This is a genomic window from Halobacillus aidingensis (assembly GCF_900104185.1).
Taxonomy (GTDB): Bacteria; Bacillota; Bacilli; order Bacillales; family Halobacillaceae; genus Halobacillus; species Halobacillus aidingensis.
On sequence record NZ_FNIZ01000001.1, the window covers coordinates 151,849 to 165,634 of the forward strand.

At 46.4% G+C, this 13,786-nt stretch carries 6 protein-coding genes; 1 reads left to right on the plus strand and 5 read right to left on the minus strand.

Annotation, left to right across the window (positions count from 1 at the left end; genetic code table 11):
* Positions 1-152 precede the first annotated feature (152 nt).
* The 3 genes from BLS23_RS00715 to gltB form a co-directional block, all read right to left on the minus strand.
* Positions 153-2,189 (minus strand): catalase, encoded by a 2,037-nt coding sequence (locus tag BLS23_RS00715; RefSeq protein WP_089650598.1) that lies wholly within the window; start codon positions 2,187-2,189, stop codon positions 153-155.
* A gap of 837 nt (positions 2,190-3,026) precedes the next feature.
* Positions 3,027-4,514, minus strand: coding sequence for a glutamate synthase subunit beta (locus BLS23_RS00720; RefSeq protein WP_089650599.1), 1,488 nt, complete (start codon positions 4,512-4,514; stop codon positions 3,027-3,029).
* A 19-nt stretch (positions 4,515-4,533) separates the two neighbouring features.
* Positions 4,534-9,114: a glutamate synthase large subunit gene (gene gltB / locus BLS23_RS00725; RefSeq protein WP_089650600.1), complete on the minus strand. Its 4,581-nt coding sequence runs from the start codon at positions 9,112-9,114 to the stop codon at positions 4,534-4,536.
* Positions 9,115-9,479: 365 nt separating this feature from the next.
* Here gltB and BLS23_RS00730 point away from each other — a divergent pair, with 365 nt between their 5' ends.
* On the plus strand, positions 9,480-10,532 hold the full coding sequence (locus tag BLS23_RS00730; RefSeq protein ID WP_089650601.1) for a DmpA family aminopeptidase: 1,053 nt from the start codon (positions 9,480-9,482) through the stop codon (positions 10,530-10,532).
* 95 nt (positions 10,533-10,627) lie between these two features.
* On the opposite strand, the gene BLS23_RS00735 is transcribed toward BLS23_RS00730, so the two are convergent.
* Both BLS23_RS00735 and rpoN read right to left on the minus strand, forming a co-directional pair.
* Positions 10,628-11,452, minus strand: a complete 825-nt coding sequence (locus tag BLS23_RS00735) for a YihY/virulence factor BrkB family protein (protein WP_089650602.1) — start codon at positions 11,450-11,452, stop codon at positions 10,628-10,630.
* Between the two features lie 59 nt (positions 11,453-11,511).
* On the minus strand, positions 11,512-12,828 hold the full coding sequence (gene rpoN / locus BLS23_RS00740) for an RNA polymerase factor sigma-54 (RefSeq protein WP_167355964.1): 1,317 nt from the start codon (positions 12,826-12,828) through the stop codon (positions 11,512-11,514).
* Between the last annotated feature and the right edge of the window lie 958 nt (positions 12,829-13,786).

Genomic DNA, 13,786 nt, shown 5'->3' on the forward strand with positions numbered 1-13,786 from the left:
TGGCTTTTGGTCTATGGCTTACTTATTATTTTATAAATGTTTTTCGTTGGATATGGATAGTTGAGGCAGAACAAACCTCTATGACTAGCGTTTATGAGAGTAAAATAAAAACCCCACCGGCCCCGGGTGAAAGAAGGGCGGCAGGGTTGTTGTTAAATTAATTGACGATCCCAGTGGCGGTGGGCAGCCACTGCCTGTACGAAATCTTCTGTGAAACCTTTGACATCATCACCAGCTACGACACCGCTGTGATCGGCGAGCTTGTTATCGCTCAACCACTGAACAGCATTGTGGGTAGCACCCAGCGGTTTATAGTGAGAGAATGCTTCATTAAGGAAATGAGAGGCATGTTTCTTGAACGCCTCTTCCTCATCGCTCCCTCCGACCGCGTACAGCGCATCATACAGAACAGAATCAGTCGTAAGGAAGGTGTGGTCGACTTTAAATTCTGAACCGTCATCTCCTTTAACCATTCCCTGCTTGTCACTAATGATTTCTGTCATGATTCCTTCTGAAGAAAGCTCCTTCAGTGCTTGAGTGACGTCTTTTCCGTTGAATCCGCTGGCTAAAATGACTCCAACTTTACGAGTGGATGGCTTGTGAACAGTATTCGCCTGGCTGAGTGCAGGAGAAGATTTCTTCACATCTGATCCGCCGCTCTCTGGAGGAGTGACACCAATATTTTTAGCAAAACCTTGTGCAAGCTCAAGGCTTACGTTAGCGAACATTTTCACTGCTTCCTCACGCACTGCTTCACTTTCCACTTTTCCAAGTTCAAAGCTGAACGCATTGATTAGATGTTCTTTTTCATGATCACTCATGCTGTTCCAAAACAGGGTAGCCTGAGAGAAGTGATCTTTAAAGCTATCACTGCGGGCACGGATTTTGTAACCTTCCACTTTTTCCTGGTAGTGGGCATAACCACCCTCTTCTTCACTTGCCGGTGTCGGTGTGTTGTTCGCAAGTGAGTTTTTGTGATAACTGACCTGCCCTTTATTGATCGTTTGGCGACCATAGCCATCACGCTGATTATTAAAGAACGGACAGACAGGACGGTTGATCGGAAGTTCATGGAAATTCGGTCCACCTAAACGGATCAACTGTGTATCTGTATAGGAGAACAAACGCCCCTGCAACAATGGATCATTCGTAAAGTCAATACCTGGTACGACGTTTCCTGGGTGGTAGGCCACCTGTTCGTTTTCAGCAAACACGTTATCCACATTACGATTCAACGTCATTTTACCGACGATTTGAACAGGAACGTCTTCTTCCGGCCACAGCTTCGTAGGATCAAGAACATCGAAATCGAACTTGAACTCATCTTCTTCAGGAATGACCTGGATACCCAGCTCATACTCAGGATAATCACCGTTTTCAATGGAGTTATATAGATCTCCTCGGTGGAAATCAGGGTCTTTACCATTGATTTTTTGCGCTTCATCCCACACAAGAGAGTGTGTGCCAAGGACAGGCTTCCAGTGAAACTTAACAAAGTGTGCCTTACCTTCATTGTTGACTAAACGGAACGTGTGAACTCCGAAGCCTTCCATCATACGCAGACTTCTAGGAATAGCACGGTCAGACATCGTCCACATCACCATGTGAGCAGATTCCTGGTTTTGTCCTACGAAGTCCCAGAACGTATCATGGGCGGAAGCAGCTTGTGGCATAGCATTATGTGGTTCAGGTTTGACTGCATGGACAAGGTCAGGGAATTTAATAGCATCCTGGATAAAGAAGACGGGTATGTTATTTCCGACTAAGTCATAGTTTCCTTCTTCTGTGTAGAATTTCGTTGCGAATCCTCTAGCGTCACGCACCGTTTCTGCGGAACCTTTGGAACCAGCAACCGTTGAAAACCTTACGAATGTCGGCGTAGTTTTTGATGTATCATTTAGAAAATCAGCTTTTGTGTATTTCTCAAGCGATTCGTATAATTGAAATTCCCCATGTGCGGAAAAACCTCTCGCGTGAACAATACGCTCAGGGATTCGCTCATGGTCGAAATGAGTCATTTTTTCACGAAAATGAAAGTCCTCTAATAGGGAAGGACCACGCACGCCTGCTTTTAATGAAAATTCGTCTTCTGATACTTTGACTCCATGGTTCGTCGTCAAATGTTTGCCGGAGTCATCCACCCGAAACTGATCCAACTGCTCATCTTTTCTTGATCTTTTCTTACTCATTGAGCTCCTCCTTAAGAAACCACTCCTTAGAATGGTAAGTAATAAATAAACATTACAATCTACGTACCCGCCGATTCGACAGAATAAACACACAATTATTTTTCTAAAAAAGTAGTTTGTCGGAAGGTGTTCGTAAACAACGAAGAAACTCTAATTCTTAGAAGTAATTCCTTATAGTGATTATTTCGTAAAAGCTCCCTATTCTTGAAGACTCAGTTTCGAGACTTTTGTTGAATGGATGGGGGCTGCGGGGAATGACTCGCTTTCCGCGGGAGCGCGGTGAGCCTCCTCGGACTGCGTCCTGTGGGGTCTCACCATGCACTTTTTTCCCGCAGGAGTCTCGCCTTTCCCCTCCGCCCCTTTGCCATATAAGTGTCTCGAAACCACTTCAACAAATAGCGGAACTTCCAAAAGTAGCGTGTAGATACTAAAGAGTGTACATTTTTCATGAAAAGCCTGCTACAGAGCGCTTTATCAATCTAGGACAGGGATGGGGGAAGACACTCATCCTGGGCTAAATGGGTTCGTGTTTCACACTTATCAAATGGGGGGGTTGGGAAGCTGCGAGACTCCCGTGGGAGAAGGAGATAGGCGAGATCCCGCAGGACGTAGTCCGAGGAAGCTTGCCGCTCCCCCACAGGAAAGCGAGTAGCTTCCCAGCCACCCCTGACGCTCAACATGGCAACGAACCCCGAAAACATCTCGAAACTGAGTCTTCCGCAATCCTGCCATATTGTTTAATATCCCTTTTAGTAAACCAATCATATGTTTAAGGTGCTAAACAAAAAAGCCACCTCTGTTTCAGAGATGGCTAAAAGGGTTAGTCATAAGTCATATTTATGGCAGCTGAGATGCGCCCATCATGTATCGATCGCATTCGCGTGCGACTTCACGGCCTTCATTGATAGCCCAAACAATCAAGCTCTGCCCGCGGCGCATATCACCGGCAGCGAATACGCCTTCGACATTCGTCGTGTACTTCCCGTACTGGGCGGCAACGTTTGAACGTACGGTCGTTTCAATGCCGAGTTTATCGATTAGATCTTGTTCCGGTCCGCTGAAACCGATCGCAAGCAAGACAAGGTCTGCTTCCCATACTTTTTCTGTGCCTGGGATTTCAGTACGGACTTTGTTGCCATTTTCATCGTAAGAAAGAGCGACGTCAATCGTGTGCACTTCTTTAATACGGTTGTTCTCATCCCCAACGAACCTCTTCGTCATAACTGCATAAGCACGTGGGTCTTTGTCGAATTTCGCTTCTGCTTCTTTTTGGCCATACTCCACGCGGTGGATGACCGGATACTGTGGCCAAGGGTTGACTTCATTGTCACGTGTAGAACCTTTTTTATCATAAATATCAAACTGAGTCAGGCTCTTACAGCCATGACGCATGGATGTCGCCATACAGTCGGTTCCTGTGTCCCCGCCACCGATGACGATGACATTTTTGTCTTTCGCACTGATGTAGTTTCCGTCTTCATGATCGGAATCGAGAAGACTCTTTGTGTTGGAGTGTAGGAAGTCCATCGCATAGTGGATGCCCTTCAAGTTGCGTCCATCTACTTCCAGGTTCCTTGGCGTCGTCGCTCCGCCACAAAGAATGACTGTGTCATACTCTTCATTCAGACGAGAGACAGGATAGTCACGACCAACTTCTGTGTTCGTCATGAACTGGATGCCTTCTTCTTTTAAAATGTTCACGCGACGCTCGACCACGGAATAAGGCAGCTTCATTTCAGGAATTCCATAAGTGAGCAACCCACCGACACGGTCGTTACGCTCATAAACCGTAACCCAGTGGCCAGCTTTGTTCAGCTGTGCAGCGGCTGCCAGACCAGCAGGCCCGGAACCGACGACCGCTACTTTTTTACCTGTGCGATAAGCAGGAGGTTCTGGTGTGACCCAGCCTTCCTCAAATCCTTTTTCAATGATAGATCTCTCTACACTGCGAATGGCTACTGGTGGTTCGTTGATTCCAAGAACACAAGCCCCTTCACACGGAGCAGGACATGCGAACCCTGTGAACTCCGGGAAGTTGTTCATTTCGTGTTCTTTGGCAAGGGCTTCCTTCCATTTTCCCTGATACACCAGATCGTTCCATTCGGGTATCAAGTGATAAACAGGACAACCACTTGTGATGCCGTTGATCTCCATTCCAGAATGACAAGTAGGTACGCCGCAGTCCATGCAGCGTGCCCCTTGCTTTTGTGCTTCTTCATCTGAAAGGGGAAGCTTGTAATCTTCCCAATCTTTTATTCTTGTTTCAGGATCACGCTCAGGTGTGGATTGGCGTGTGTATTCCATGAATCCAGTAGACTTTCCCATCAGATCTCCCCCTTCTCCGTTATTTGACTGTTTCTACCGGTTTGTTGCGTTCATCAAAAGCAGTCATTTCAGCATCAAACTTCTCGAGGCCACTGGCTCTCAAGTTCTTGATTCGTTCTTGCATCGCCAAGTAATCTCTCGGAATGACTTTAACGAATTTAGATACATAGTCGCTCCAATTGGCAAGAATCCGTTGACCACGTGGACTGTTTGTATAGGAAACATGTTTTTCGATCATGTCATAGAGTTCTTGGATTTCATTCGCATCTGCCAACTGCTGCAGATGAACGAGCTCTTTATTGCATTTTGTATCAAAAGGAAGTTCAGACTCATCCAGCACGTAAGCGACTCCTCCGGACATTCCTGCCGCAAAGTTACGCCCTGTGCCTCCAAGGACAACGACTTTCCCGCCTGTCATATATTCGCATCCATGGTCTCCGACACCTTCAACAACGACGTCTGCTCCACTATTTCGGACACAGAATCGCTCACCTGCAAGACCATTGATGTAAGCTTCTCCAGCTGAAGCGCCGTATAAAGCCACGTTTCCGATAATCGTGTTTTCCTCCGGAACGAATGAAGACTTCGGTGATGGATGGACGATGATTTTACCACCGGACAATCCTTTCCCTACGTAATCATTGGAATCACCGACAAGACGAAGGGTGACACCTTTGGGAATGAAGGCTCCAAAACTTTGGCCTGCTGAACCTTTGAAGGTCAACTTGATCGTATCTTCTGGAAGTCCTTCCGCTCCATATCGACGTGTGATTTCACTACCAAGGATGGTACCTGTGACACGATGGATGTTACGGATTGATCCTGTACCCTCCACCGGCTCACCGGTTTCAATGGCTTTCTTGCAAAGCGGAATCAGTTCTTCCATATCCAGCGTCTTTTCAAGGCCATGATCCTGCTTTCTGACGGCAAAACGACCATAGTCGGCAGGAACATCAGGCTGGTAAAGCAAGGCAGACAAGTCGACGCCTTTGGCTTTCCAGTGATCAACGGCTTCGTTGGTCTGTAAAACATCGGTACGGCCGATCATTTCATTGATCGTACGGAATCCGAGCTCTGCCATGAGTTCACGAGCTTCTTGTGCGATGAAACGCATAAAGTTCTCGAGGTGATCGGCTTCCCCTGTGAATTTCTTACGAAGTTCAGGATCCTGTGTCGCTACACCGACCGGACATGTGTTCAAGTGGCAGACACGCATCATGACACAACCGAGGACGACAAGTGGTGCAGTTGAAAATCCGTATTCTTCCGCTCCTAACAAGGAGGCGACCACAACGTCACGACCCGTCATCATTTTTCCGTCTGTTTCAACGACGATCCGGTCGCGCAGACGGTCAAGGACAAGCGTCTGGTGCGTTTCAGCAAGACCGATTTCCCAAGGCAGACCGGTGTGCTTAATACTTGTTCTCGGTGCCGCACCCGTTCCTCCATCGTATCCACTGATCAGTACGAGATCGGCACGTCCCTTCGCTACCCCTGCAGCAATCGTTCCAACACCGACAGCCGAAACGAGCTTCACGCTGACACGAGCTTTCGGATTGGCATTTTTCAAGTTATAAATCAGCTCAGCCAAGTCTTCAATGGAGTAGATATCGTGGTGCGGTGGTGGTGAAATCAATTCAACACCAGGTGTGGAACCACGGACTTCTGCTACCCACGGATACACTTTCTTGCCTGGAAGGTGACCACCTTCACCCGGCTTGGCTCCCTGAGCGACTTTAATTTGGATTTCATCCGCGTTCACAAGGTAATGGCTGTTCACTCCGAAACGTCCGGATGCTACCTGCTTGATGGCACTCCGTTTCAAGTCACCGTTTTCTTCCGGTGTAAAGCGTTTTGGATTTTCCCCACCTTCACCGGAATTACTTCTGCCTCCAATACGGTTCATTGCAATGGCTAAGGCTTCGTGAGCCTCTTCACTGATGGAACCGAAAGACATAGCTCCCGTTTTGAAACGTCTGCAAATATCTTCGACAGACTCAACTTCTTCAACCGGAATAGACGGGCGATCCTTGAAGGAAAGCAATCCACGGAGAGACTGTAAGTTGTTCTTTTCATCAGTCAACATCTTGGAATATTGTTTGAAAAGGTCATAGTCGTTCGAACGGCAGGCGTGCTGCAATGTTGCAATCGTCTGCGGGTTGTACTGATGATCTTCCCCGTTATGGCGGTACTGATATTCATCGCCTGCTTCAAGTGTACGGTTCGATCCACGTGTTTCTCCATAAGCAACTTCATGACGCATAAGCACTTCTTTTTCGATGATATCGAGACCAATCCCGCCAAGACGAGAAGCTGTTCGTGTGAAATACTGGTCGATGACATCTTTATGAATACCGACAGCTTCAAAAATTTGTGCCCCACGGTAACTTTGGATTGTCGAAATTCCCATCTTAGAAAGGACCTTGATGATTCCGTCCGTTGCAGAGTTGATATACGTCTGAACAGCCGCTTCATGAGATTCTGCTTCAAGCAGGTCGCGTTCCATCATATCCCTCAAGGATTCATACGCAAGATAAGGGTTGATTCCCTCCGCTCCATAACCGAGCAGTGTCGCGAAATGATGCACCTCACGCGCCTCTCCAGATTCAATAATCAGGCTCACTTTCGTACGTGTTCCTTTACGAATGAGGTGATGGTGCAGACCGGATACGGCAAGCAGAGAAGGAATGGCTGCATACTCTTCACTGATCCCACGATCCGATAGGACAATCAGCGTCGTACCATCCTCTACCGCTGCATCCGCTTCTTCACATAAACGATCAAGCGCAGGCTTCAAACCGCCTTCTTCTGCATCGAAAAGAATGGAAAGCGTACGTGCTGCGAACCCTTCTAAATCCTGCTGACGGATCTGTTCAAGTTCACGGTTGGTCAAAATCGGTGTCTGCAATCGGATTTGACGACAGCTTTCTGGTTTGGGATCCACCAGGTTCCCTTCTGCTCCAATCGTCGTTTCCACCATCGTAATCAACTTTTCACGGATGGCGTCAATCGGCGGGTTCGTTACCTGAGCAAACAACTGCTTGAAATAGCTGTACAGTAATTGTGGCTTTTTAGAAAGCACAGCAAGCGGTGAATCGTAACCCATCGAGCCGACGGGGTCTTTTTTATCGTTGACCATTGGCAAGAGGATTTTGTTTAATTCCTCAGTCGTATAACCGAAAGCAAGCTGCTGATCGATCAAGTTTTCAACCGGCCGGTGTTCGGTCATCGGTTCAGGAAGGTCTTCTAAATCGAATTTGTTCTCTTCAATCCATTCTTTATACGGCTTCTCACGAGCAATTTGCAATTTAATTTCATCATCAGGAATGATTTTCCCTTCTTCAAGGTCAACAAGAAGCATCTTCCCTGGCGCGAGACGATCTTTATACAAAATGTCGTCAGCGAAAATATCGAGGGCACCCACTTCAGACCCAAGGACAATCATCCCGTCTTTTGTTACGTAATAACGCGCAGGACGCAAGCCGTTACGGTCGAGGCATGCACCGATTTGTTTTCCATTCGTGTATGCAAGGGCAGCCGGCCCATCCCACGGCTCCATTAAGCAGCTATGATATTCATAGAAATTCTTCTTGTCTTCCTGAATCGTTTCATCATTCGACCATGGCTCAGGAACCATCATCATGGCTGTGTGAGCAAGTGAACGACCGGACAAGTATAAGAATTCAAAGGCATTATCAAACATGGAAGAGTCACTACCGTTGGAATCGATGACAGGAAGAAGTTTTTGCAAATCTTCTTCACTGAAATATTCCGAGTTGCAAAGCTCCTGGCGTGCTCTCATCCAGTTGACATTGCCTCGTAATGTATTAAACTCTCCATTGTGAATGGTGAATCGGTTCGGGTGCGAACGTTTCCAGCTCGGGAAGGTGTTCGTACTAAAGCGGGAGTGCACTAAAGCGAGGGCCGTTTTGAAATCCGGGTGGTTCAGATCGATATAAAAGGAATCCAGCTGTTCAGGGATCAGCATCCCTTTATAGACGATCGTGTTCGATGACAAACTGCTGATATAAAAGTCATCGTACCCGTCTTTTCCAGTGATCTCGATTTCCGCTCGCTTACGAATGATGTAGAGGCGGCGCTCCAAATCCATTTGAGTTTGGACATTTCCAGACGGAGCAACGAAAGCCTGACGAATAAATGGTTTGGTCTTCTTCGCATCTTCCCCAACAAACGAATCGTTTACCGGTACCGTACGCCATCCTAGGAACTCTTGTCCTTCTTCAGCGACGATACGCTCAAACGTCTGCATACATTCGGTTCTTGTTTCATGATCTTCGGGAAAGAAAATCATGCCTATGCCATATTTACCGGCTTCAGGCAAATATATATCTTCCTTCTCACATTGCGCTTCGAAAAAATGGTGAGGGATCTGCGTCAGTATTCCAGCCCCATCTCCTGTACTGACATCAGCAGATTGTCCACCACGGTGTTCTAAGTTACATAGAATAGTGATGGCATTCTCTACGATACTGTGACTCTTCGTTCCGTCTATGTTGGCAATCACTCCGATACCACAAGCTTCATGCTCATTTTCCGGATGATATAGCCCCTGCGGAACAGGATATCCGTGTTTTTGCATATTTTTTCCCCCTAGCGGACATATTCTTGTAGGTTACAGGCAAAAATTAAAAAATTCTGTCTTTTCAGTTTCTTACTAGTATAGCATGAAAGACCTTAAGAATCACGCTCTTGACGCGCTCAACTGCTGAATTTTCACGTTAATGCGACAATTCAAATTCATGAGAAACCCGAATATTAAAAGGATGTAAGCGCAAACAAAAAAACTTAGAAAAACGAAGAATTTTTTTCTCTTATACTCGTTTTATACAATAATAAATCTACTTTTCTATCGGAATATGTATATAAAATCCTTCGGTTGTATGAACATACACCAGGGAGGAATTCACACGATGCATTGCGAATAGGACATGTGGAGGTGTAACGATGAATGAAACAACCCGAGAGCACGGAATCACCATAGGATCTATGCCTATCGGTGAACGAAATCAAATCACCGACGTTCCTGGAGTGACCGTCGGCCATTATACATTAAACAAGAATAGAGTCCAGACAGGAGTTACCGCCATTCTTCCTCACCAGGGCAACCTTTTTCAAAAAAAAACGGTGGCGTCTGCTCATGTCATTAACGGGTTCGGCAAAACGGCAGGAACGATTCAGCTTGAAGAACTGGGGACACTGGAAACCCCTATTATATTGACCAACACGTTCGGTGTAGGAGCCGCTTATGATGCTCTCGTTGCTTACACTCTTGAGCGAAATCAGGAGATCGGCCGGGCCACGGGGACAGTCAACCCTGTCATCGGGGAATGCAACGACATGTATATCAATGATATTAGGGAACAGGCGGTGACGAAAGAACATGTTCTTCAAGCCATTGCAGATGCCGAGGATCACTTTAAGGAAGGTTGTGTCGGAGCAGGGCGGGGGATGCTTTGTTATTCATTGAAAGGTGGAATCGGTTCTTCTTCACGGAAGGTACAGCTTGCACATGGCACCTACACGATAGGAGTTCTAACCCTTACGAATTTCGGTAAACTGAGTGATCTTAGGATTGATGGTCAACCGGTTGGGCAAAAGCTGAAGGACTGCATTCAAGCAGAAGAGGAAAAAGATAGAGGGTCGATCATGATTGTGGTCGCAACAGACCTCCCAGTGTCACATCGGCAATTGAAAAGGATATGCAAACGAACGGTGACTGGATTATCAAGGACCGGGGCGATGATTGGAAATGGAAGTGGCGATGTTGTCCTCGGATTCTCGACGGCCACAATCATCACCCATGAGAAACCTGAGGAAACGATTACTTTTTCATCTATCCATGAAGAAGATATGGACGAAGCCTTCCGGGCTGTTGGGGAAGCTACCGAGGAATCCATTCTTGAATCCCTCTTTCAAGCGACGCCGGTGACCGGGAGAGACAACCATCAAAGACCTACATTAACGGAACTCCTCGAACGCTATCCAATCAAATTTTAGTTCACAGGGGTTAAGTACAAATAGAAAAAGGTTCCGTCCACCACTTTGGGTACGGAACCTTTCTTCATAACAAAGCTATGATTTTTGTAAAAGGGTTAAGCTGCTTTCCTTTTGCCTCCGCCATGACGACGGTGGTAAATGACATTAATTTCAGCGCCTACCATTAAGATGATCCCTGTAAGGAAGAACCATAACATTAAAATGATAATTCCTCCAAGACTTCCATAGGTTGCGGAATAATTTCCGAAGTTACTAACATAGAAAGAGAAGGCAAGAGAAATCAACTGCCAGAGCACAGCCGTGATAATCGCACCAGGAAGGATATGTTTAAAGGGAATGTTCTTATTTGGCGCGAAGTGATAAAGGGCCATAAGAACGGCGCCAATGACAACGATACTCAACGTCCAGCGCAGCACTTGCAATAGGATGGCTGTTTGAGATGGCATGTTGATCATATCAATCAAGACCTGGCCGAATACAGGCAGTAGGAGCGCAACGATAATCGCTAGTATCATCCCGATCGTCAACACGATGGAAAGAAAACGGACTTTAATGAATGACCTTGTCTCTTCCACATTATAAGCCAAGTTCGAGGACTGAATGAACGCGTTGATCCCGTTCGAAGCAGACCAAAGCGTCCCTAAGATACCAACAGTCAAAAGCCCACCGCTTGGTTTTTCCACCACAGCGACGATGTTCTCCCTGAACACTTCGGCTGTATCACTTGGGATAACATTGCTTATGGCCTGAATGGCGGTTTCAGCGTCTATATTCAAATAGGGAAGAATCGATAACACTAAAATTAAAAGCGGAACGATGGCCAATAAGTAATAATACGCCTGCGCTGCGCCAAGCAGGGGAATGTTGTCTTTTTGAAATTCAGCAATCACATCTTTCACATAGGATATCAAATTTTTCACCAGGGAATCCTCCTCAACTATCTTCTACTAGACTATCCCCTTTTTTTCAGGGAAATAACCTAGGAATGTAGAAGAATAGGAGAACCCCCTTCACGTGCAGATGCTCTTCGTTTGGATGAGGAAGGGAGATTGAGAGACTCTCGATATTTGGCAACGGTTCGGCGCGACACTTTCACATTATGCTTTTCCTTTAACTCTGTCGCCATCTTTTGATCAGATAAAGCTTTCAGAGGATTTTCTTTTTGAATCATCTCTCCTATTAAAGCTTTAATGTGCTGGGAAGAAATTTCTGCTCCATCCGCGGATTGGTAACCCGTGACAAAAAAGCTTTTCAATTCGTATATTCCCTTTGGTGTCTGCAAGACTTTGTTTGCAACGGTTCGGCTGATCGTCGACTCATGGACACCTAGTTTTTTAGCCAACTTTTTTAAAGTGAGCGGCCTTAATGAACCGCCATTTAAAAAGTTTCTCTGGTGCTTGATAATCATTTCCGCCACTTGCAAAATGGTGTTTTGCCGTTGCTCTATGCTTTGCAGAAGCCAGCGCGCTTTTTTATAGCAGCCGTCCAAATATTCATGGGCTTCCTTTCCCTCTTTGTACATACGAACCAACTGCTCATCCCACTTGATTTGACCACTGACAGAAAAAGGGTCACGCAGCACATAGCCTCCGTCTTTTTTTTCTAGTATCAAATCAGGCATCGCCGGGATATTGTTCGGTCCGTGATCCGGAAGCAACGGACGTGGTTCTAAAGACTGGATGACTTCCAAGGCTTCGACGACGAGCGCTTCCTCTATGTCCAGTTCACAGGCTACTCTTTTGAAGTTCTGAGCAGCAAGGTCTTCTAAGTGATTTTCTATCAATACAGATAAAACGGAAGAATCCGGATGCTTCTTTTCCACTTGTAAGAGTAAAAATTCTTTAAAATCCATGCACCCGACACCCAACGGTTCAAATTGCAATAAAAGGCGTCTCGCCCGTTTGAGCGTATTCAATGATTGACCGGTTTGCAGTGACGCTTCTTCCTCAGAAATTGTACAAAAACCACGTTCATCTAAATTTCCAATTAAAAAAAGAAGCGCTTCTTTTAATGACTGGTCAACCTTCAACCAGCCTGCTTGTTCCACCAATCCATCCCGCCAGCTTTTTTCGTCAGGTACGATTTGATCGATCGGATCGTGATAGGCCTCTCGATGATGACGATTGGAAGGAATCATAGTCGGGGTTTCTAACGTTAAAATGGGGTTCTCATGGATCTCCTGCTGAATATGTTCCCACAATTCAGCTGAGGTCCATTGAAGCATCGTGATTGCTTGACGCATTTGTGTTGTCATTACTAAGCCTGTCGTTTGCTTATGAGTCAATTCAAGCTTCATGTCCACACCTCGTTTTGATAACGCTTTCATTGTTGTTTAACAGTATATATCTATTACTTATGATGGGCTAATCAGACCAAAAATTCAAATATATATGGAATTTTTAGATTCCTAGTGTAGGTTTACCACTAATGCTCCCGATTGTGGAGGACTCAGTTTCGAGACTTTTGTTGAGTGGATGGGGCCTGCGGGGAATGAATCGCTTTCCGCGGGAGCTCGGTGAGCCTCCTCGAGCTTCGCTCTGCGGGGTCTCACCATGCACTTTTTTCCTCTTCAATATCCGGTTCCGGCGCCAAGCGGCTAGTGAGACTTCCCTCGCTTCTGTACGATAAGTCAACATCGAATCACTCCGTTCTTCGTGTTTCCTTTATCTCCGCCAGCTCATTCCAGTCCATACGCCGCTGATCGAGTCGCCTGCACACTTAAGGTAGAAGTCTCCCCATTCCCCTCCGCCCCTTTGCCATATAAGTATCTCGAAACCACTTCTGGAATAGGCTGCTTTTATGCACATGTTAATTGCAGGGGAATCAACTCCTGAAGAATTTTTACATGCATAAAGCTTTCTTATAGAGCACTTTATGCATATAACAAAAAGGATAGTGGAAGACAGCCCCTCTCGGTAAAGGGGTTCGTTTCTCACATGCATCGAATGGGGTGGTTGGGAAGCTGCGAGAATCCCGTGGGAGAAGGAGATAGGTGAGATCCCGCAGGACGTAGTCCGAGGAAGCTCACCACTCCCCCACAGGAAAGTGTTCAAATGCGGAATTGCCCTGGTAGACACGACTGGCATAAGCAGAACAGCAACGGAATGTGTTTTTTCATTCCTTTGCTGTTCTGCTTATGACGCGAGTGTCTGGGCGATGGAGCTGGACGAGTAGCTTCCCCCCCCCCCTTATGCTCCACACGGCAAACGAACCCCGAAACGTCTCGAATTCAAGTCTTCCACAACCCTGCCATA

Excerpts from the sequence above, each read along its gene's own strand:
- gltB (WP_089650600.1), bottom strand. The coding sequence starts at position 9,114 with ATGCAAAAACACGGATATCCTGTTCCGCAGGGGCTATATCATCCGGAA.
- BLS23_RS00720 (WP_089650599.1), bottom strand. The coding sequence starts at position 4,514 with ATGGGAAAGTCTACTGGATTCATGGAATACACACGCCAATCCACACCT.
- BLS23_RS00730 (WP_089650601.1), top strand. The coding sequence starts at position 9,480 with ATGAATGAAACAACCCGAGAGCACGGAATCACCATAGGATCTATGCCT.
- BLS23_RS00715 (WP_089650598.1), bottom strand. The coding sequence starts at position 2,189 with ATGAGTAAGAAAAGATCAAGAAAAGATGAGCAGTTGGATCAGTTTCGG.
- rpoN (WP_167355964.1), bottom strand. The coding sequence starts at position 12,828 with ATGAAGCTTGAATTGACTCATAAGCAAACGACAGGCTTAGTAATGACA.